The following is a 21,599-nucleotide window of genomic DNA, read 5'->3' as shown; positions in this document are numbered from 1 at the left end:
CCTACTTTTAGCCTTATTAGTTTTTAAATTATGCTAATAGACTAATTATAAATGAAAAATTATTTTGATTAAAAGAAAATAGCCAAAAAAATAACCATATTGACTATGATGTATGGAAAATTTAGTTGAATTGATTTAAAATGCAATTATGAAAGGAAGTGAGAGATGGATACTTATGATTATCTGATTCTTATGGAACTTCAGAAAAATGGGAGAATTAGTGTTGCAGAGTTAGGAAGAAAAATTGGGCTTTCTACTACTGGAACGAAAGAAAGAATTAAAAAATTGGAGCAAGAAGGTATTATTAAAGGTTATGGGGCAATAATAGATGGTGATAAGGTTGGTCTAGATATAACCGCTTTCATCACAGTCCCAGTTGGAGATATGGACATCAAAGGGATGGCTAAGTTTTTAACAGACATGCCTGAAGTCTTGGAATGCCATAAAGTCACAGGGGATACGTGCTTCTTTATTAAGGTAAAAGCAAAAAACACTAAGAAATTGGAGAAACTCATTGATAAGATTAATAGTGTAGCTAAAAATACCTATACATACTTAGCGTTATCCACGCTTAAGGAAACCATGATGTATAACCTTGAAGAAAATTAATTTATTGATAAGTGGGGTATGAACATGTTTAAGAATATTAATGAACTTAGAGATTTTTGTAGAGATAATGAGATCAAAGTAATCGATTTTAAGGTGATAGATTTAGCTGGAAGATGGCATCATCTTACCATTCCAGTGACACGTTTTAGTGAGAAAACTTTAGAAGATGGTATTGGGTTCGACGGATCAAGCTATGGTTTTTTAACTGTAGAAAAATCAGACATGGTTTTCATTCCTGACTTAAGTAGTGCTTTTGTGGATCCATTCATGGAAATACCAACATTAACAATGATCGGAAATATCTATTCATTGGGTGAAGAAACAGAGAGATTCGAAGGCGATCCGAGATATGTAGCTGAAAAAGCAGAAAGATACATGAGTGAAACAGGTGTTGCTGACCAAGCTTTTTATGGACCAGAATTTGAATTCTATATATTAGATCATGTTTCTTACAAAACATCACCTAACCATATGGAAGTATACTTAGATGCTGAACAAGCAGAGTGGAATACAGGAAATAAAGATACCAAAAATTTAGGCTATAAAGTACCTCATCACAGAGGGTATCATGTAGATGTTCCATTTGATGTTAACTTTGAATTAAGAAATAACATGATGTTAATGCTTGAAGAAAATGGCGTTCCAGTTAAGTACCATCATCCAGAAGTAGGTGGTCCTGGTCAGTTAGAAATAGAATTGAGTTTTGGTGGTTTACTTGAAATGGCTGACAGAACCATGTTAACCAAATACATCTTAAAAAATGAAGCTATTAGAAACAATAAGACAGTTACATTTATGCCGAAACCATTCTTTGGCGAAGCAGGTAATGGTATGCACGTTCACTTACAGTTATTCAAAGAAGGAGAACCTATTTTCTTTGACGAGAATGGTTACTCTGGGTTAAGTGATACAGCTCTTTATGCAATTGGAGGCATCCTTAAACATTCAGCAGCACTTTTAGCATTTACTAATCCAAGTACAAACTCCTATAAGAGACTTGTTCCTGGTTATGAAGCACCAGTAAGTATCTGCTACGCAACAGCTAATAGAAGTTCAGTTATTCGTATTCCTGGCTATGCTAAAAAGCCCGGAGTTAAGCGTTTTGAATTTAGACCATCCGATGCAACAGCTAATCCTTATTTAGCTTATTCAGCACTAATGATGGCTATGCTAGATGGTATCAACAACAAAATTGATCCAGTGAAAGAGGGATTCGGTCCTTACGATGTAAATATTTTTGACTTACCTAAAGAAGAAAAGGCTAAAATTAAAGGATTACCAAAATCATTAGATGAAGCTGCAGATGCTTTAGAAAATGACTATGAGTTCCTATTACAAGGTGATGTATTTTCAGAAGGTATCATCAAAGATCAGATCAAGAGTATAAGAAAAGATGCTGCCAGAGTTCATATCGTTCCAAGTCCAGTTGAGTATGAAATGTATTTTGATTTATAGAAATAAATATTTGATGAGTGAAAGAGTTGAGAGTATTCTCAGCTCTTTTTAAATTGTTCACAACTTCATCACTTTCATATGTTATGATATTAATGGGATTACTACAATGGTAGTCATCTCATTAATATTAAAGATTACTTAATTGTATGTATGGAATAAAAGAGAAAATAAAAGAGGGAATGATTGTGTGAAGAAGACAATTTTATATGCAGAAGATGACCAGCGTTATAGGGATATAGTAAAAGCTTTTCTCTTGAAAAATGATTACAAAGTAACCATAGCTAAAAATGGGTTAGAGGCATTAGCTTTATTTGCAGATAATCCTAATTTTGATATGGTTATTTTGGATGTAATGATGCCAGAAATGGATGGTTTTGAAACATGTAATGAAATTCGTAAGACGTCAGATGTACCGATTATGATGTTGACAGCTCTAGGTGATGATATCAATGAAATCAAAGGGATGAATATTGGAGCTGATGATTATATATCCAAACCTTTTTCTTATCCACTATTCCTGGCTCATATTAATGCAATGCTAAGAAGAAAGAAAAAAGACGAGAAACAGATTTTATCTCTGTTAGGGATGGAACTTGATGAGAATAGGCGTAGTGTTGAGATTGATGGTGAAAAGTTGAATCTAACACCTCGAGAATTTAATCTATTATTATACTTAGTTAAGAATAAAGGTCAAGCACTAAGTAGAGAACAGATTTTAGATCGGGTATGGGGATATGAATATGATGGAGACAAAAGAACTGTTGATACCCATATAAAGAGTTTAAGGGCAGCATTGGGTGAGCTAGGAAACAGAATAAAGACAATTTATAGGTATGGTTATTGCTTCGAGGAGGATGGATTAGATGAAATCGATTAAGACAAGATTTTTTATCATCTTCTTATCTTTTAATATCGTATCAATAGCTTTAATACTCATCACTAACAAGGTATTCTTTCTTGATTATAGTATACATGATAGTCAGAAAAATCTATCCAAATTAGCAGAGGATATTATTGCAAATGCAGTAAAATTAGAGGATGTGGAATTGGCTGAATATATTAATGAAAGAGTGATGGGTACTGGAATTTTCTCTACGATGAACCCTGGGGAGATTTTATTATTTGACCTAGGATCACAGGGGAGGTTGCTGCAACCCAATGTAGAAGCAGTACCACCAGGAGTACTACCTGAACACGGACAAGGGCCATTACCAGAACAACCACCTGAATACAGACAAGGTGTATCATCAATACCACCACCTGGGCAAGGGGTGCTTCCAGGTGTAGGAAGACAGCTTACTTATGAGGAAGTCAATAGAGAATACATAGGTAGTAATGAGTTAATCTTTAGAATTTCTAGCACTCTCCAAGGGGAGCTGCGTGCATTGGAGTTAATCATAAATTTAGAGGATGGAAGAGTAATTCAGCTGCAAAAACCCATAGCAATTGTTAAGGAAAATGTCAATGCTTCTAATAATTTTATTTTTATTGTAAGTATGATAACCATACTAATTGAAGGTATACTTTTATATGTTGCAGTTGGTAGATTAACACAACCGATTCGTGATCTTCATAAACAAACTATGAAGATAGCCAGCTTAGATTTCTCCGGAAGATTTGATGTACAAGGTGAACATGAGATTGCGAGGCTTGGAGAAAACATTAATCATATATCCGATGAATTAAGTATGAATATCGATGCACTTCAAACAGCTAATGAGCAATTAAAACTGGATGTAGAATTACTTAAGAGAGTGGATGAAATGAAAAATGAGTTTATAGCCATAGCTTCTCACGAGTTTAAAACACCTATTGGTATCATACAAAGTTATGCTGATGGCATTAAGTATGGCATAGCCGATTCAGATGATGAACGTGGACGTTATTTAGATATCATTCTAGATGAAAGTGATCGAATGGCTAATATGGTTAGGGATTTAGTACAGATTATAAAAATGCAATTAAAAGAGTTTACATTGGAAAAAGATGAAATTATATTATCGGAATTATTATCCGACTTGAATATGCGTTATCGAAAAATGATGAGAGACAAGAAGATTGTTTTCACAGTTAAAGAAGCTAAAGGTGTTTCAATAATGATGGACAGATTACGTATCGTACAGGTAATAGATAATTTTATAAGTAATGCCTGTAATCACACTCCTAAGGGCGGAAGTATATCGATATGGACAGAAGATGTAAAGGATGGCATACGTATAAATGTAAAGAACACAGGCAGCCATATTGATGAAGAAAAACTTAATCAGATATGGGATAGTTTCTATCGTGTTGATAAAGCTAGGAGTAGAGAAATGGGCGGTACAGGATTAGGGTTATCGATTGTTAAAGGTATTATTCAAGCACATGGAGGGAAATATGGAGCAGAGAATACAGAGGATGGAATAGTATTTTATATTATCCTTTCAGTACTCAATACAATAGAATGATATAATTAGATGATGAATCCAAGATATAATACATAGATATGTGCTATATCTTGGATATTTTTAGGTATAATCACAGTTTCATCACAAGTCGATGGTATCCTATTAAAAATGCTAGCATACTTAAAAGCATAATAGGTTAACTGATTTACTAATGAACGTAAACAATATAATAGAATCAGGAAATCCATTAAAGATCAAGATGGTGATGTTATGACAAAAAATAAAAAAAGGATACTGATAGCTAGTGTACCACCTATGTGTAAAGGAGGCATACATCCACCACTAGGTATGTCCATGCAGGGATCAAATTTTGATACCGAGAGTAATAGTAATAGGCGAATAAACCTGATAGAAAACTATGCAGTTTTTGCACAAAATTTAGGTATTTCCATAGACATTAGCAGAATTATAGAAGACTTAAAGCAAGGTGATGATATACTTAAAGAGGAAAGTGAAAAAATAGGGTATCATTCCGAATTTAACTGCATGCAGGAACCAGTTATTGAAAATGATGCACTCAACTATGGTGTTGGTGCATACATTATCAATACACAATTTTATAAAACAGATAAATTAGTAGATTTAAGTAGGTATTTTAATAAATTAGTGATTAACCATAGAAATAAGTAGATAATAATATATGTCTTCGCAAACTGTGACGTAAGTGTGACATAAGTAGGTTATTCTATAATGTAGATATCATTATGTGATAGCGTTTATAGATATTATGTAATAAAGAGTACAAAGGAGGGAAGTACATGACAATTAACAGTTTAAGTGGGTATTCGTCTACATCCTATGGTTATTTAAATGCGTCAAGGCAAGATAACCAAAATCAAGAAGGTAAAATTCAACAAGGACCAAAAGGTCCAGGTGGACCAGGTCGTAACGCCAAACCCCCAAAAGGACCAAAGCTAGATACTGATAATGATGGCAATTGGAGTAAAGATGAACTAGACGAATATGCTGCTTATTCCTCTGAGGAGTTAGGTGTTTCAATCGATTCAGAGGATCTTATGAATACATATGATCAAGATGGTGATGGCCTAATAGGGAGTGAAGAGAGAGAAGTTTTGATACAAGATAATGCATTGAAGCTCCCAGAAATGCCAAGTAAACCACCTATGGCTAAAGGTGCAATGCCTCCCATGGGTAATGCAACCCAAGGTCCTGACCTAGATACTAATGAGGATGATAGTTGGTCTATAAGTGAGCTAGAAAACTATGCAGCTTTTGTTGAAAATTTAGGTATCTCTATAGATATTAGTGAGATTATGGAAGCTTTTGATGAGGATGAAGATGGCACAATTAATGGTAATGAAAGAGAGTTATTAGCTGAGGAAAATGGCTTACAGTTACCAGAAATAGAGTCATATACATTTAGTCAAGGTATTAATGCTTATACAACCAATGTACAGTTTTATAGTACCGAAGAATTAGTTTAAATTTTAGCAAATAGTTTTGTACACTCTATACGTAATGGTATCAATAATAAAAATAGATATTTCATAATTAACGACAAAGGAGAAGGGGGTTCGCCCTTCTCCTTTATCGTTAGTGAGCTTTTAGTTTTTTGACTGCAATTGTTAGTCCATCGCCAATAGGAAGTATTGTACTGTCAATTTCATCGCTTTTAATAATGGCTTGGTTAAATGCTTCTATAGATGGAATGAGATATCGCCACTTCTCTTCAAGATTGAGGATAGGAAATAATGTATCTTCAGCGAGGAGTATACCACCCCTTTTTAATAAGCTAATGCAGGTTTTCAATAAAGGTTTGTAGAGGGTTTTATCGACATCTAGAAAGATAAGATCATAACTTTCTGATTCAAGCGTAGGCAAGATGTCTCTGGCATCACCAATTTTTAAATCAACAATCTCATTAATCCCTGCATTAATGAAGTTACACTTAGCTTGATCAGCTACAACTTCATCATATTCTATAGTAGTGATTCGACCATTTTGCTGTTGAAGTATTTTAGCCATGGATACAGTAGAATAACCGATGCTGGTACCAATTTCTAGGACTTGTTTTGCTTTAGAAATCTGTAAAATGAGCGCGAGCGTTCTTGCAACGTCTTCATCAACAACAGGGATGAAATCTTGTAATTTTGTTTCAGTTATATATTTGGCTTTACTTATACTTGGTCTGTCTTTATATAGATTATCTATGTAAGATTGCATATTTAACAGATCCTCCTTAAAACAATAGTTTTTCCAGTTGTGATAGTTCCTTGATGTGTTTGTCTGTACATCCCTTTAGAGCCTCGTTCAAGAGAATATCATGAGCAAGCCCTTCTCTAACAATATTGACAAAGTTCTTATTCTGGGAATAGATACCTGTGCAATAGGAAGTTCCTACTTGAGCGCTTAGGGCTTCATCATTATCACAAACTATGTTAATATCTCTGACTATAGTATCTGAAGAGGTAGAAGGGTGATTATACAGATAGTCAAATTTATACTCAGAGTCATATTGTTTATAATTAGAACTTTCCATAACAATAGCGTAAATACGTATTCCTTTTCCTTTAGCAACTTTCAGTTCACCTAATAATGTGATTAGATCCTGTTTCCAAAGGTCAATAATTATTTTATCTTTAGCGTCTCTGATCATTAGTTTTAACTTGTCAAAGATATTATCTTCTCCTTTAATAGTAAGAAAGTTACTCGCTTCAGTTTTATATGTTGGTAGATTATTAGATAAGAACTGAATATCATCCTCTAGTTGATCCCTTAAAATGGTAGTAATCTCCTTAAAATCCCTAGGAGCAAAATGAGTTGATTCCCTTTCAACTTTGTAAACAAAACCTTTCTCAAGCATAGTCTGTAAGCAGGAGTAGGCATTTGATTTTGGTATACCAGATTGCTTTGATAGTTCATAGCCGTTTAGTGGACCATTTTCAAGTAGAGTAATATATGCTCTTGCTTCATAGGTGGTAAACCCCATATTCAGTAATTTGTCAATCATATGATCACATCCTTTATAGTAGTTGCTGCAACAACTACTTACAGCATAGCTTACTCATTTATTTTGTGCAAGGGGGTACTAAAAACACCTCTAGCACTTAGTGATTTTAATTGAAAAATAATTATGAAGTTGAGTAATAAAAGTAACTCCTTAAGGGAAAATAACACTAAGATTGTTTTCTTAGGAGTGATGATATGGATTATATTAAAGATTATAAATTAATTGAAGAACAAGATGGCTATACTTTGATCGTTTATTTAAGTGAGTTTGGGGTTGAGTTTGCAAAAGAATTTGATCATATGAGTAAAGAAAAGAAAGATGAAGCTCGTAGCAACCTCTTAAGGTTTATTGATGAAAAATTTCCTGGACTCAAAATCAATCTATGTAAAGTAATGATCGGATCTATGTTAGTCGGTTCAGTCATACTGGCAGGTGGACAGGTACCAACAGTTAAGGCGGCAGAAGCTAAAGCAAGTAACACTAACTATACTGTTAAGTCTGGCGATAGCTTGTGGAAAATATCTAAGAGGTTTGGAACTACGGTTAATGCAATTAAATCCCTTAATAACCTGAGTGGTAATACCATATATCCTAATCAAGTGCTTAAAGTACCAGGTGGAAATGTTATTACTTATACTGTGAAATCAGGAGATTCTCTTTACAAGATTGCAAAGAATTATGGAACATCTATCTCTCAATTAAAAAGCAGTAATAACCTTAAGGGAGATGCCATTTACCCAGAACAAACACTCTATATTTCGCAAAGTCAAGGGACACCTGCTCCAGCACCAACACCTGCACCATCACCTTCTACACCTACATCAACATATACTGTTCAATCAGGAGACAATCTGTGGAATATAGCTCAGAAATATGGTATTTCTATTAATGAATTAAAAAATTTAAACAATCTGAGTAGCAATACAATTTACCCAGGACAAAAGTTAAAAGTTACGGGAACTGTCACAGAGACCAATCCATCTGTAACTTATTCCAATTATACAGTGAAATCAGGAGATACATTATGGTCAATCAGTATCGATCATGGAATACCAGCTAATGAACTTGCTGAAGCGAATGGTGTATCAGCAGAAAGTTATTTTAGTGTAGGTCAAGTTATTAAGATCCCAGTACACCATATACCTGTAAAATCAACACCAGGACCTCAATATGGTGAATATCTGGATTGGTGGAAGGAAGCACAATATTTATTCAAAACAAATGATACAGCAAAAGTGACAGATCTAGTAACTGGTAGAAGTTTTACTGTAAAGAGAACAACCGGTGCCAATCATGCTGATTGTGAGCCATTAACAAGTTCAGATTCTTCAGTAGCTTATGATATTTGGGGTGGTTATTCTTGGGAGACACGTGCAGTTACTGTAGAGGAAGGTGGAAGAAAGATTGCGGCTTCTATGTCTTTTATGCCTCATGATGTTCAGTATATAGAAGATAATAACTTTGATGGGCATTTTGATATTCATTTTCTTAATAGTACGCGTCATAAAGATGGAGAAATTGATCCTTTACATCAAGAAAAAGTAAAAGAAGCAGCCGGCTATTGATTGTTTAGAACTTCTCCTGGATTTTCAAATCTGGGAGAAGCTTGTACTATGATTAAGTAAACTTAGTGCTATAGTTATCTGATTTGTCATATAAACTTAAGAGAGGCTATAGATTTTTGGTAAAATCTATGGTATATTTGAAATGACATTAAAAGAGGGAGGAAAGGTTTATGAAAAAAGTTCTGTCAATTTGCCTAGCATTTATACTTTTGATAAGTGCATTTTCTGTACCAATCACTATCAATGTTAATGCAGCAGAATCAACGTTAATTGTTCACTATCAAAGAGATGATAGGGACTACGATGATTGGAATTTATGGATATGGCCTACCGGTGGAGAAGGTGAAGTTTTTGAGTTTCAGTATGAAGATGATTTTGGTAAAGTAGCAGTCGTTAATCACCAGATGACAGCTGAACAGTTTGGTTTCATTGTTCGTACTGATGATTGGGATAAAGATGTCTCAGAAGACCGATTTGTGGATATAAAAAATGAAGTCGCTGAGATTTGGATTTATAGTGGAAAAGAAGATGTTTTATACGAGGCTCCAGAAGGATACTCATTTTTTTATGCATCGAGTGCAACCGTTTCCGCTGATGAAAGTCCAGAAGTGAATACAGAAGATTCCACTAATTTAAGAGTGCATTATCGTCGTTATGATAATAACTATGAAGGTTGGAATCTATGGCTATGGCCAGAAGGTGGGGAAGGTTCAGCATACCAGTTTAATGATGAAGATGAATTTGGAAAAATAGCTGAAGTCGAGGTGCCAAATACCAAGGGGGTATCAGGAATTGGCGTTATTGTTCGTATGAATGAATGGGAAGCTAAAGATATAGATGAAGACAGGTACATGGAGATATCAAAGGTTGGAGATGATGGTATCCTAGACCTCTATATTCTTCAAGGTGATTCAACTTTGTATTATGACCAAGAGGATATTGATTTATCTCCTCGCTTCTTAGGTGCTTCATTAACTCAGCTGGATAAAGTGGATATTGAAGTGTCAGTACCTTTTAAGTTAGTTGATAGTAAAGAAAGTTTTAGTATTGTTTCTGATGATGGAAAGAATATACCTATCAAACATGTGACATGCAGCGTTCCAGAAGAATTTGTAACTACTGCAACGGTTATTACTGAGGAACCTCTTGAGCTTGGTAAAAACTATAAAATAGCTAAAGGGGGTTATGAGGAAATGAGCATTTCATTTGCAAGTTTATATAGCAGTGAGGAATTTGAAGAAGCATTTTTCTATGGTGAGAATGATTTAGGTGCTTTCTATTCAAAAGAATCCACAACATTTAGATTATGGGCACCAACTGCAAGTTCTGCAAGAGTTCTATTATACAAAGATGGGGATCAAGGAGAAGTATATAGAGGGATTGATATGACAAAAGACATCAATGGAACTTGGGTTGCAAAAGGAGATGGTGATTTAAGCGGAACATTCTATACCTATGAAGTAGAAGTACAAGATAAGATTAATGAAGGTGTAGATCCCTATGCTAAGGCAGTTGGAGTTAATGGTAAAAGAGGAATGGTTATTGACTTATCATTAACGGACCCAGATGGTTGGGAACAAGATACAAAACCGGTTATGAATAATTTCACGGATGCAATCATCTATGAGTTACATATTCGAGATCTTTCCATGGATGAAGACTCAGGTATTGAAAATAAAGGAAAATTCTTAGGATTAAAAGAAGCAGGAACAACTAATGCGGAAGGTTTATCAACAGGGTTAGATCACATCAAAGATCTAGGAGTGACTCATGTACACCTCTTACCTTCATTTGATTATAGAAGTATTGATGAAGCAAAGTTAGATGATAATAATTTCAACTGGGGCTATGATCCTGAAAACTATAATGTACCTGAGGGGTCATATTCCACGGATCCATACTCTGGTACAACTAGAATTAAAGAATATAAAGAAATGGTCAAAACTTTACATGAAAATGATTTACGCGTGGTCATGGATGTTGTTTATAACCATACTGGAGCAACAGCAGATTCTAACTTAAATAAGTTAGTGCCAGATTACTATTACCGTTTAGTTAATGGTAAATTCTCAAATGGTTCAGGTTGTGGTAATGAAACAGCATCTGATCGTGCAATGGTACGAAAAATGATCGTTGATTCAGTGGTGTATTGGGCAACAGAATATCATGTTGATGGTTTTAGATTTGACTTAATGGGTTTACATGATATTGAGACAATGAATGCGATTAGAGAGGCACTTGACAAGGTTGATCCAACTATTATCATCTATGGAGAAGGCTGGACTGGTGGTGCAACTCCTTTATTAGAGGGTGAAAGTGCACTTAAAAAGAATATTAACCAAGTACATGGTGTTGCTGCATTCAATGATGATATGAGAGATGGTATAAAAGGTCATGTTTTCTCAAAAGATGAACCAGGGTTTGCAAATGGTCTAGATGGTATGGAAGAAAGCGTAAAGTTCGGTATCGTAGCTGCCACACAACATGACCAAATTCGATACAGTAATGTCAATTATTCTAATAGCCCATGGGCGTTAGAACCATCTCAATCCATTAATTACGTGTCAGCCCATGATAATCTTACTTTATGGGATAAACTAGCTGAAACTAATCCCAATGACAGTGAAGAAGAAAGAATTAAAATGGATAAATTAAGTAATGCAATCGTTTTAACATCACAAGGGATACCTTTTATACATGCTGGATCTGAGATGCTGAGAACAAAAGATGGGGATGAAAACAGTTATAAATCACCAGATGCGATTAATCAGTTAGACTGGAGTCGTAAAACAGAGTATATGGATGTTTATAATTATTATAAAGGGTTAATAGAATTTAGAAAAGCCCATCCTGCTTTAAGAATGACTTCAACTGAAGATATCAATAATAATCTTGTATTCTTTGGAATGGGAGAGGACTACGCTGATCTTCGGTTACCGGATAAAAACATGGTAGGCTACCTCATTACCAATCATGCTAATGGAGATAAAGCAGGTACGATTCTTACACTATTTAACGCCAATCCTGAATCAAAGGAAGTTACTATACCTGATGGAGGTTGGCACGTATATATTAACGGAGAAAGTGCAGGGACCGAAGTTCTGGAAACAATTTCTGGTAATAAGGCTACTGTTGAGGGGAGGAGTGCGCTTGTCTTAACTGCTGAGGAAGTCCTATATACAATAGATAAGTCTCAAGAGAAGATAGAGGTCTCGGTAGAAGCTGATTCCAAAATAGAACAGCCAGAAGTAGAAGACACAAATATCAGCTCTAAAGTAGGAAGAATTCTTACAGTAATCTTACTTATTGTAGTTGTTGGATTAGGAATATTTACTGGATACAAGCGATTTAAAAAATAAATAATCCCCTGCTATCAATACGAACGTATAGGTGTTGATAGCAGGGGATTGCATTATCCAGAAATTATTATGATATAATAATGAGCATAGAAGATATTAAAATTTAAAAGAGGTGAAATCTTATGGATAAATTAAAAGGTTTACTTTACGGATCATTTCTTGGTGACGCCATGGCATTAGGACCTCATTGGATTTATGATACAGATCTCATTAGAAGTGAATTTGGAAACATAGCTGGCATAACAACTCCGCCTTGTAACAGCTATCATGTTGGTAAACTAAAAGGTGACTTCACTCATTATGGTGATCAAGCGCTCATGCTTTTAAAGTCTATCAAAGACATGGATGGTTATAATCAAATGGTATTTAAAAAAGAATGGCTTGAATATATGAAGAACTACAAAGGGTATAAAGATCACGCAACCAAAGCAAGCATCGAATTATTAACAAATTCTGATTGTGGGTCAGACTCTGATGAATTAGGAGGATTTGCACGTTTAGCACCTATCATTTACAAATATCATAATGATAAAGATTTACTTCAATTTGTTAAGTCAAATCTTAGGATGACTCATAACAATGAAGAGTTGGTTGAGAAATCACTATTTATAGTCAAACTCATACAACGTATACTAGATGGTAAAAATCCTTTGGAAGGAATTAGATTGCTATATGGTGAATGCAGTTCTGATATTAAGAACACTATTGATGTAGTTGAGAAACATATTAAGGATGATCCAGTTGAATACATTAGGTCAGTTGGACAAAGCTGTAGTAGTCGTTTCGCTTTCAAAGCTGTTTTATATCTAGTGCTCAAATATAAAGATGATTACCACCAAGCCATTCTCAAAAATCTTTATGCTGGTGGTGATTCAGCTGCAAGAGGAATGGTACTAGGCATGATTTTAGGTGCTCACATGGGATACGACCAACTGCCACAAACTTGGATGAGCGATATGAATGATATTAGTGAGATAAATAGCTTATCATAATTTTTAATGCTACTTAAATAACCTTATTTGGTGATATATAATTGAAAATTATATGTAAAAAAATAATTGAGTTTTAATGACAGAATAATTTTTATTAATTAATGGATACTAACTACAATAATATAACAAAGGAGATCTGTTTATGAATAATAATAAGAATAGGAAGAGAGATCGAGAAAAAAGTAATCCAGAATTAAGAAAATTAAATCCTTCAGAAAACGCTGATGCAGGTATTATAGATGGCAAAAAGATTGGTATACACAAGAGTAAACATGAAAAATAAATATGGAATATGATATTGATAGTGTAAATGAAGAAATAGAAAAATACCTATTCAAGTATTATTTATACTATAATACTTAAATAGGTATTAATGTATGTATCATATATGTTTATAGATTAGATGAGTAAAGTAAGCAAATGAACTAATAAGAATTGTAAATTAGATAATTTTAAACAATAATTCTTGCATTTATAGGTACGACATTATATAATGGGAATAAGTTAGTTGTTCGTATATACGAAAATAAAACTAATCAATTCGAAATAACGATACTTTGAATTGATATAAGTTGCTTTTTATGTGAAGAGAGGTAAGCTATATTATTGACTGAAAATGGAGACTAGAGTGGCAAATGATACATTGGTTCATTTGAAGGGCTAGTTGCTTTATCAAATAACAAGGAGGATATGTCATGAAAAATATGTTTCCACGTACTGATGTAGGTGGTGTTTCATTACCAAGGATGATTATTGGTACCAATTGGATTGTTGGGTATAGTCACACGAGTGTAGCTGCAGATAATCATATAAAGGAGCAAAATGGAACAGTAGAAAAAATTGTAGAAATATTAAAAGTATTTCTACGTTATGATATTAATGCAATAATGGGGGGCATTGGAAAAAATCCCCTTATGCAGCAGGCGATTAAAGAAGCTGAGAATCAAACAGGCAAGAAAATAATAATTATTGATACCCCAGCGATAAATATAAACGATGATGATGCATCACGCAAAGAAGCAGAGAAAAGAATTGCCCTTAGTAAAGAGATTGGAGCTACTTTCTGCCTACCACACCATTCATCTGTAGAAAAATTAGTTAACAGGAATAAAAAAACAATAGATAGATTGCCAGATTATTTAAAGATGATACGAAAGTATGATATGATACCAGGACTCTCTTGTCATATGCCTGAGCTAATCGTTTATTCTGATTTAAATGATTACGATGTTGAGACTTACATTCAAATTTATAATTGCATGGGATTTTTAATGCAGGTAGAAATTGAATATATACATAAAGTAATTTGGAACGCTAAGAAACCAGTTATGACTATTAAATCTATGGCAGCAGGACGTGTAAGTCCCTTCGTAGGTTTAACTTTTTCTTACAATACTATTCGACCATGTGATATGGTTACAGTTGGTTGCTTAACACCTGATGAGGCGAGTGAGGATATAGAGATTGCGCTTGCAGCATTGGATCGCCGCCCACCACAAATTAAAGGACGTTCTAGTTTTAACAAGACAGAAATCATGAAAGATTAAAAGAATACTGTGATAGGTTTACTATAAAAATATTTACTCCATCAATTGAGTATATGAATTGATGGGGTTTTTACGTTCTATGTTTTTTCATTTAAGCTATTTGTAGAGTATCAAAACTCTCTAAGTGGTACTGATAAACAAGATTTTTTATACTATGGATTATAAAAGATAGCAAAAGAGATAATGATAATAAATTAACACAAAAATTCACATAATTCTGTACAAAAAACTTGAAATATTAGGAATAACATTGTATAATGGTAACAAGCAACCTGTTCGTATATACGTTTAATTAATATAAAGTGTTCGAAATAATAATATGCTAAACATATAAATAACACTTTTATTGCTAATTAGAATGGAGGCATTAACGTACATGACACAGTTTAAAGTAGACAAATTGAATGTTGAAGTATATAATAATCGACTTCAGATGGGAACTAAAGTAGCAGAGGATCTAATTCTCACATTGAACCAAGTTATTGAAATGAAGGGTGAGGCAAGGGTAATATTTGCAGCTGCAGTGAGTCAATTAGATGTATTAAAGGTATTAAAAGAAACGGATAAAGTAGATTGGAGTAAGGTAGTTGCTTTTCATATGGATGAGTATCATACATTGCCTATCACTGCTCAACAAAGATTTGGTAATTTTCTGAATAAACATATATTTAATGCTTTAAGTTTTAAAGAAGTTAATCTTCTTTGTGATGATGAAAGAATACCTTTGGAACAACAAATAACAAACTATGAAATTAAAATAAAAGAAAAAGAAATAGATGTGGTTATCTGTGGAATTGGTGAAAATGGTCATCTAGCTTTTAATGATCCCCCAGTTGCAGATTTTAATGATAAGGCTGTATTAAAAGTGGTTGAGTTAGATCACGTCTGTAAGATGCAACAAGTTCATGATGGGGCATTTAATGAAATTGAAGAAGTTCCCAGCCATGCACTTACATTAACAATACCATTCTTAATGAATGTGGGGAAAGTTTTTTGCGTTGTGCCAGGAGCTCAAAAGGCATCAGCAGTTTATCGAACGCTTAATGATTCTATAGATGAATCTTGCCCATCTACAATTTTACGAAGGTTCGATAATAGTACACTCTATTTGGATAAAAGTTCATTTGGAGGTGGCAAATAATGGGGGTTGGTGATAGTTATACATCCGAGGTAAAAGTTTTTCTGGATGAGGAATATGGATATACTTTAATTCGTCCCTTAGATACAGGGTTGAATAGGACATTGTATTTTACTAGTAACCCGTTTTTGGATGATGGAGAACATCTCATTATAAGTAGTAATATAAATGAATGTGATAATCTGTATAAGCTGAACTTTATCACAGGCGAGTATATTCAATTAACAGATGAACCCAATATACACACAACATTAAGTTATCTAGATAGGTGTACCAATATTCTATATTGCCGAACAGATAAGAAAATTTTTAGCGTAAATATTGATACTTTAGAGTATAAAGTCATTTTAAAACTTGATGACATTAGTAAAGAGATTGAAGGGTTAGGTCCTAGTATTGCAATTACATGTGATGGAAAGTATGTTCTTGCGGAGCATGAATACATACATAAATTTAGAAATAATGATGGTGAATTAATAAAGGAAAAAATGTGGAGAATTCTTAAAATAGACATCGAGACATTAAAGCAAAGTGATGTGTTATATGCAAATTATAAGGTTGATCATATCCAATGTAGTCCAACTGATCCAGAGTACTTAACTTATTGTGCATGGGGGTATTGGCCAACCCATCATAGAGTTTGGGGAACCAATATTTATGGAACGAAGGGTGGGCCGTTAGGAGAAGAAAAACCTAATGAACATCGTACACATGAATATTTTACCAATGATGGAAGTCAAATTGCCTATCATGGTAAGTTCTTTGTTATGGAAAGTAATAAATTTAAGAAAATTCGAGATACATATGGAATTATGAGTGCTGACGGTACGAATGATAGAGAATGGATTTGTCCAAAAGGGTATGCACCTGGTCATAGTACTAGAACCCCTAATGGAGATAAGGTTATCGCAGATGGGAGGAATAAGATTAGTATATTGGAGTTTAATGACGAGCATATGACTTGTACACCTCGACCTATTTATACACATAACTCTTCTATGACATGCAATGAAGTACATCCGCATCCATCCATCAGCAAAGATGGTCGATATATATGCTTTGTTACTGATCAAGGAAAAGGTAAGGAATATGCTAATGTATATATTATTGATTTAGAGAGTAAATAAGGGAACATGATACTAGAAAGAGATGTGGAGGTGTACTTGTGACAAGACAAGCATATAGACAAACCTTAGATAATATTACAAGAGATCATAATAGAGAAATAGTTGAATTATATAACTTGGAGTGTTTAAAATCCAATTTCTCTGATGAGAAGCTGCAAAGCAATAACGTCAAGCTTTTTTTTGCTAGTATTGGGTTTGTATTTGTATGGCTAACGATACCGAGTCAATTTTTTACCGTTGCCATAACTCTGTTAATATTATGTATTTGCGTATTGAACTTATTTCAAACAGTAAAAGCGTATTTTGCTCGCAAAAGAAATCATCTACCCCTTGATAGGACATTTAATATGAAAGGATTAATATATACTTCTGTAGTAGTTATTTCATTTATTACGAGTTTAATTTTTCTCTTCTTTTATTTGGGGGATATGAGTGAGTTGAATCTATGGGTCATATCGACTTCGTTAATAATAGTATCTTCGTATTTTCTATGGCAATTAACCAAACATATATTTATTGCAAACTCTGAAAATATGCGAGTAAAGGCTGATACATTCAAAAAAGACAGACGATTGGAAAAGAATAAATGGCGAAAACGTAGTAAATCGTCATTTAAAAACTGGTGTATAAACCATCTAGCGGATTGGAAGAAAGAGTTATCAAAAGACTGGGTTTTATACTTGATGTTTGTACCGGTTTTTATTTGGATGATATTGTTCTTATATAAGCCTAAATTAGGACTTGTAATCGCCTTTCAAGATTATCATCCATTTTTGGGCATAGCCAAAAGTACTTGGGTGGGTTTTGATCATTTTTTGAAGTTTATAACACATGCTAAGTTCAAAGAAGTTATGATTAATACTTTGGTACTTAATTTCTATGGTATTGTATTCATATTTCCAACTTCTATTATCTTTGCTCTAATGTTAAATGAATTAAGAAACCTAAAGTCAAAGAAATTTTTTCAAACAGTTTCATTTATTCCTTATTTTATTTCTACAGTTGTAGTTGTAGGGATATTTGTTAATTTCTTTCGTTATCAAGGGATAATAAATAATATTACTACTTGGTTAGGTATGGAACGAACTTATTTTTTACTTGATCCATTATGGTCTATGGCAGTGTATTTTGCCGTAGGATTATACCAAAACACAGGGTATTCTGCACTTATTTACATTGCAGCTTTATCAGGAATAGATCCTAATTTATATGAAGCAGCAAGCATTGATGGAGCCAGTAAACTACAGAAGATTTGGAATGTAACTATACCAGCTATTACTCCAACAATTATAATAATGCTAATTCTTAGAATTGGTCGAATTTTAAATGTAGGTCATGAAAGATTATACTTACTAAGAAATACTCAAAATGCAGAATCTTTAGAGGTTTTATCTACTTTTGTATTATCATTAACTATTGATTCACCTGTTCCTCAATACAGTTATGCAACGGCTGTAGGCTTATTTAATACTGTTGTATCGATTATAATGGTAACCATGGCAAATAAAATAGCTAAGAAAACAGGTAATAGTTTGTGGTAGGGGGGATTAACATGAAGAAGAGTAACAAGAAAGCTATGAGTAAGGATGAAAGAGCTTTAAATATTTTAAACATAATAATATTGAGTGTTTTTTCGATCATATTTTTATATCCAATAATTTATGTATTAAGCAACTCTCTAAGTAGTCCATATATGATTGCACAAGATCAGATCTGGTTATTCCCAAAAGAAATAACCTTTGCTTCATTTGAACAGTTATTTAGTACACCGGTGTTTAATAGTGCCATAAAAAACTCATTAATGTATACATTTCTAGGTACATTATTTGGGATGTCCCTAACTATACCTGCTGCTTATTTCTTATCTAGAAAGCCAAAAGCTTATATGTTCTGGTTATGGTTTTTTATTATAAATATGTGGTTAAAGGCTGGGGTAATACCTACGTATCTAAATTATGTTGATTTAGGACTTATAAATTCTAGATGGGCTCCTATTATAGGAATGAATGTAGACGTATTTAATATCATTATTCTAAAGTCATTTTTTGACTCAATCCCAAAAGAATTGGAAGAAGCTGCTACCATTGATGGGGCTAACTCATGGAAAATATTAACCAAAATTCATCTTCCACTATCTGTATCGGCATTATTAACGGTCGCAATTTTTTACTTAGTTGAAGGATGGAATTCTTATTTTTGGCCTATGGTAGTTATTGATGATACAAGTAAGCAACCTTTACAAGTATTATTAAAAAAATGGGTTGTTGACTTAGAGGTAGATGGGGCTTTTGAAGTTGTTATAACAGAAAATACTGCTGTATCACAAGATTCATTCATATATGCAACTATTGTTGTTGCTATGATACCTATGATGATACTATATCCATTTGTGCAAAAATATTTTCAGAAGGGGGTAATGGTTGGCTCTGTGAAGGGGTAAGATATCTATTTTATTAGGACCTAAATATAAATTAATAAATGAAACAAAGCCTTTATTGAAATGATAAACAGACTGTTCTACTACTGATCGTATTTTTTAGGTTTAAAGTAATGCAGAGAATATCCCGTATTTATACGGGTTATGGCGTATAACAAACGCCTATCTAAATATGAATATGAGAAGGAGAAGATTTATATGAAAAAAGTTCTTATTTCATTCTTAGTAGCAATACTATTGGTATCAGCAATCACAGGATGTTCAGATGAAAAAGACACAACGAAAGTAACAACTGACAATGAAAATGCTAATCAAGACCAAAGTGAAAATGTAAAGGTTGAAGAGGGTACAAAATCTGTTAGCATATTCTTACCTTCAATGACAGACGATAATGGCGAATTGGTTTATGTTTTACAAAAAGCTCAAGAAGTAACAGGCATAGAAATAATAGCGCATTCAGGTAATACGGCAGAATACTCAAAATTAGATACATCAATTGCAGCTGGTGACATTCCAGACGCAATTGCATTGACAAACGCATTTGCAATGGAAACGTATATTGAGACTGGGATGTTAGTAGACTTAACAGATTTAATTAATGAACATGCACCAAATATCAAAGCTTACTTTGATGCAAACCCAGAAGCAAAAACCCAAGCAACTTGGAAAGATGGAAAAATTTATAATATACCTTCCTATAATGTTGATGAATCTTCAACTAGTGATGTTTTCTTAATTAGAGAAGATTGGATGAAAGAGTATAGAGAGGCAAATAATAAGCAAGACGGATGGATGCCTATAACATTAGAAGAATTAGAAGAGGTTTTTGCTTATTGGAAGTCAGTAGATCCAAATCGAGTTTGTTTCTTTGATCGACGAGACTTAGATTCAAAAAGTCATATTGCAGGACCTAATATTCTAGGTTTAGTAGGAGCGCACTATTTATTTTATTATGATTCTAATGGAGATGTTCAGTTTGGAGCATTTCAGGAAGAATTTAAAGATGGGTTAACTCTATTACGTAGATGGGTAGAGGCTGGTTACATAGATCCTGATTTACCAGGTGGTACAAAGAGTGATTTAAAAAATAAGAGAGAACAATTATGGTCTGCTGAAGGTAGCTTAGGTGGAATGACTTATACATCAAGTGAATCCGTGTTAAACTATGGTTATTCTATGGATGATGCTGGAAATAAAGTGTATTATGTAGATGGCTTTGAGTTAACTGCATGGGAACCAGCTGCAGGTTGGGTATGGTCAACAAATGATGAACCTTTTGCAAAAAGAGGGTTAGCTATTACAAGTACTGCACAAGATCCTGTTACAGCCATCAAGTTTTTAGATTTTTGGTTCACTGAAGAGGGAATTGAACTTAAGAACTTTGGGGTTGAGGGTGAGACCTATGAAATCATTGATGGGGATAAAAAACTTAAGGAAGAGTTTTCTACACCAGAAGTTTTCACACCAATGTTTATACGTACCTCAGAATTTGGACTAACTGGAGATACAATTATAAGTGGAGGAGAAGTTGATCCTGCATTAGCAGCAGTTAGAGAAATCAATAATCCTTATACGAGAGTATTAAATGACACTAATTGGTTTAGAACAGGTATCAATACTTTAGATACCCATGAGTTAGCAGAATATACAGAGCTTATGTCTCAGATAAGATTAGAAATTGATACCCTTATAATAGGAATCTTAACAGGTAAAAGTACCATTGAGAAAGATTATGATGCGTTTGTAGAAAGAATTTACGCACTTGGATATGAAAATGTAGAAGAACTGGCAATTAAAGCGTGGGAGGCATATAAAGAATCCTATGGTTTAGAGCCAAAGGATTTTGATATACATACACCACCAACCCGTTAACTTGATTGAGTTGATTCATAATTCTTAGATAGAAAAAAGTATGAAGTATATTTTTGAGGCATTCAAAGAATTAAGTTTAG

Annotated in this window: 18 protein-coding genes; 16 read left to right on the top strand and 2 right to left on the bottom strand. The window is 33.7% G+C overall.

Annotated features, from left to right (window positions below):
- Positions 1–165 precede the first annotated feature (165 nt).
- The 6 genes from C1Y58_RS06815 to C1Y58_RS06790 all read left to right on the top strand — a co-directional run bounded on the left by C1Y58_RS06815 (position 166) and on the right by C1Y58_RS06790 (position 5,956).
- Positions 166–609 carry an Lrp/AsnC family transcriptional regulator gene (locus C1Y58_RS06815; protein ID WP_105615267.1) on the top strand — a complete coding sequence of 148 codons (444 nt, stop codon included), beginning with the start codon at positions 166–168 and terminating at the stop codon, positions 607–609.
- 24 nt (positions 610–633) lie between these two features.
- Entirely contained in the window at positions 634–2,064 is a 1,431-nt protein-coding gene (glnA, locus tag C1Y58_RS06810) for a type I glutamate--ammonia ligase (protein ID WP_105615266.1), read from the top strand.
- A 187-nt stretch (positions 2,065–2,251) separates the two neighbouring features.
- Entirely contained in the window at positions 2,252–2,941 is a 690-nt protein-coding gene (locus C1Y58_RS06805; protein ID WP_105615265.1) for a response regulator transcription factor, read from the top strand.
- Entirely contained in the window at positions 2,928–4,511 is a 1,584-nt protein-coding gene (locus tag C1Y58_RS06800; protein WP_105615264.1) for a sensor histidine kinase, read from the top strand. The genes C1Y58_RS06805 and C1Y58_RS06800 overlap by 14 nt, the downstream gene beginning before the upstream one ends.
- Before the next feature lie 210 nt (positions 4,512–4,721).
- Positions 4,722–5,141 (top strand): hypothetical protein, encoded by a 420-nt coding sequence (locus C1Y58_RS06795; RefSeq protein ID WP_105615263.1) that lies wholly within the window; start codon positions 4,722–4,724, stop codon positions 5,139–5,141.
- A gap of 128 nt (positions 5,142–5,269) precedes the next feature.
- Complete coding sequence (locus tag C1Y58_RS06790; protein ID WP_105615262.1) at positions 5,270–5,956, top strand: EF-hand domain-containing protein; 687 nt, start codon at positions 5,270–5,272, stop codon at positions 5,954–5,956.
- 109 nt (positions 5,957–6,065) lie between these two features.
- Here the strand turns inward: C1Y58_RS06790 and C1Y58_RS06785 are convergent, their stop codons facing one another.
- Positions 6,066–6,695, bottom strand: a complete 630-nt coding sequence (locus tag C1Y58_RS06785; RefSeq protein WP_105615261.1) for an O-methyltransferase — start codon at positions 6,693–6,695, stop codon at positions 6,066–6,068.
- A 16-nt stretch (positions 6,696–6,711) separates the two neighbouring features.
- Positions 6,712–7,482, bottom strand: coding sequence for a TrmB family transcriptional regulator (locus tag C1Y58_RS06780; protein WP_105615260.1), 771 nt, complete (start codon positions 7,480–7,482; stop codon positions 6,712–6,714).
- Between the two features lie 194 nt (positions 7,483–7,676).
- Here C1Y58_RS06780 and C1Y58_RS06775 point away from each other — a divergent pair, with 194 nt between their 5' ends.
- The 10 genes from C1Y58_RS06775 (at position 7,677) to C1Y58_RS06735 (ending at position 21,519) form a co-directional block, all read left to right on the top strand.
- Entirely contained in the window at positions 7,677–9,047 is a 1,371-nt protein-coding gene (locus C1Y58_RS06775; RefSeq protein ID WP_105615259.1) for a LysM peptidoglycan-binding domain-containing protein, read from the top strand.
- Between the two features lie 170 nt (positions 9,048–9,217).
- A complete protein-coding gene (pulA, locus tag C1Y58_RS06770; RefSeq protein WP_105615258.1) occupies positions 9,218–12,406 on the top strand; it encodes a type I pullulanase in 3,189 nt (1,062 codons plus the stop codon).
- Positions 12,407–12,528: 122 nt separating this feature from the next.
- A complete protein-coding gene (locus C1Y58_RS06765) occupies positions 12,529–13,398 on the top strand; it encodes an ADP-ribosylglycohydrolase family protein (protein ID WP_105615257.1) in 870 nt (289 codons plus the stop codon).
- 142 nt (positions 13,399–13,540) lie between these two features.
- Entirely contained in the window at positions 13,541–13,681 is a 141-nt protein-coding gene (locus tag C1Y58_RS26700) for a hypothetical protein (protein WP_170311540.1), read from the top strand.
- A 412-nt stretch (positions 13,682–14,093) separates the two neighbouring features.
- Positions 14,094–14,945 carry a hypothetical protein gene (locus C1Y58_RS06760; RefSeq protein ID WP_105615256.1) on the top strand — a complete coding sequence of 284 codons (852 nt, stop codon included), beginning with the start codon at positions 14,094–14,096 and terminating at the stop codon, positions 14,943–14,945.
- Between the two features lie 376 nt (positions 14,946–15,321).
- Positions 15,322–16,086, top strand: coding sequence for a 6-phosphogluconolactonase (locus tag C1Y58_RS06755; RefSeq protein WP_207655720.1), 765 nt, complete (start codon positions 15,322–15,324; stop codon positions 16,084–16,086).
- The gene (locus tag C1Y58_RS06750) at positions 16,086–17,210 is read left to right on the top strand and encodes an oligogalacturonate lyase family protein (protein ID WP_105615254.1); all 1,125 of its coding nucleotides are present in this window, start codon (positions 16,086–16,088) and stop codon (positions 17,208–17,210) included. The genes C1Y58_RS06755 and C1Y58_RS06750 overlap by 1 nt, the downstream gene beginning before the upstream one ends.
- Before the next feature lie 38 nt (positions 17,211–17,248).
- Complete coding sequence (locus C1Y58_RS06745) at positions 17,249–18,751, top strand: ABC transporter permease (RefSeq protein WP_105615253.1); 1,503 nt, start codon at positions 17,249–17,251, stop codon at positions 18,749–18,751.
- Positions 18,752–18,762: 11 nt separating this feature from the next.
- Complete coding sequence (locus tag C1Y58_RS06740; protein WP_105615252.1) at positions 18,763–19,650, top strand: carbohydrate ABC transporter permease; 888 nt, start codon at positions 18,763–18,765, stop codon at positions 19,648–19,650.
- Positions 19,651–19,845: 195 nt separating this feature from the next.
- Positions 19,846–21,519 (top strand): extracellular solute-binding protein, encoded by a 1,674-nt coding sequence (locus tag C1Y58_RS06735; protein WP_105615251.1) that lies wholly within the window; start codon positions 19,846–19,848, stop codon positions 21,517–21,519.
- The last annotated feature ends 80 nt before the right edge of the window (positions 21,520–21,599 follow it).

The sequence above is a fragment of the Vallitalea okinawensis genome (assembly GCF_002964605.1).
GTDB classification, from domain to species: Bacteria; Bacillota; Clostridia; order Lachnospirales; family PQDH01; genus Vallitalea_A; species Vallitalea_A okinawensis.
Note: the sequence above shows the minus strand (reverse complement) of the source record. Positions and strands in the feature narration are given on the sequence as shown.

What these genes read in the sequence shown, in the direction of transcription:
- C1Y58_RS06815 (WP_105615267.1), top strand. Translation starts at nt 166, where the DNA reads ATGGATACTTATGATTATCTGATTCTTATGGAACTTCAGAAAAATGGG.
- glnA (WP_105615266.1), top strand. Translation starts at nt 634, where the DNA reads ATGTTTAAGAATATTAATGAACTTAGAGATTTTTGTAGAGATAATGAG.
- C1Y58_RS06800 (WP_105615264.1), top strand. Translation starts at nt 2,928, where the DNA reads ATGAAATCGATTAAGACAAGATTTTTTATCATCTTCTTATCTTTTAAT.
- C1Y58_RS06795 (WP_105615263.1), top strand. Translation starts at nt 4,722, where the DNA reads ATGACAAAAAATAAAAAAAGGATACTGATAGCTAGTGTACCACCTATG.
- C1Y58_RS06790 (WP_105615262.1), top strand. Translation starts at nt 5,270, where the DNA reads ATGACAATTAACAGTTTAAGTGGGTATTCGTCTACATCCTATGGTTAT.
- C1Y58_RS06785 (WP_105615261.1), bottom strand. Translation starts at nt 6,695, where the DNA reads ATGCAATCTTACATAGATAATCTATATAAAGACAGACCAAGTATAAGT.
- C1Y58_RS06780 (WP_105615260.1), bottom strand. Translation starts at nt 7,482, where the DNA reads ATGATTGACAAATTACTGAATATGGGGTTTACCACCTATGAAGCAAGA.
- C1Y58_RS06775 (WP_105615259.1), top strand. Translation starts at nt 7,677, where the DNA reads ATGGATTATATTAAAGATTATAAATTAATTGAAGAACAAGATGGCTAT.
- pulA (WP_105615258.1), top strand. Translation starts at nt 9,218, where the DNA reads ATGAAAAAAGTTCTGTCAATTTGCCTAGCATTTATACTTTTGATAAGT.
- C1Y58_RS06765 (WP_105615257.1), top strand. Translation starts at nt 12,529, where the DNA reads ATGGATAAATTAAAAGGTTTACTTTACGGATCATTTCTTGGTGACGCC.
- C1Y58_RS26700 (WP_170311540.1), top strand. Translation starts at nt 13,541, where the DNA reads ATGAATAATAATAAGAATAGGAAGAGAGATCGAGAAAAAAGTAATCCA.
- C1Y58_RS06760 (WP_105615256.1), top strand. Translation starts at nt 14,094, where the DNA reads ATGAAAAATATGTTTCCACGTACTGATGTAGGTGGTGTTTCATTACCA.
- C1Y58_RS06755 (WP_207655720.1), top strand. Translation starts at nt 15,322, where the DNA reads ATGACACAGTTTAAAGTAGACAAATTGAATGTTGAAGTATATAATAAT.
- C1Y58_RS06750 (WP_105615254.1), top strand. Translation starts at nt 16,086, where the DNA reads ATGGGGGTTGGTGATAGTTATACATCCGAGGTAAAAGTTTTTCTGGAT.
- C1Y58_RS06740 (WP_105615252.1), top strand. Translation starts at nt 18,763, where the DNA reads ATGAAGAAGAGTAACAAGAAAGCTATGAGTAAGGATGAAAGAGCTTTA.
- C1Y58_RS06735 (WP_105615251.1), top strand. Translation starts at nt 19,846, where the DNA reads ATGAAAAAAGTTCTTATTTCATTCTTAGTAGCAATACTATTGGTATCA.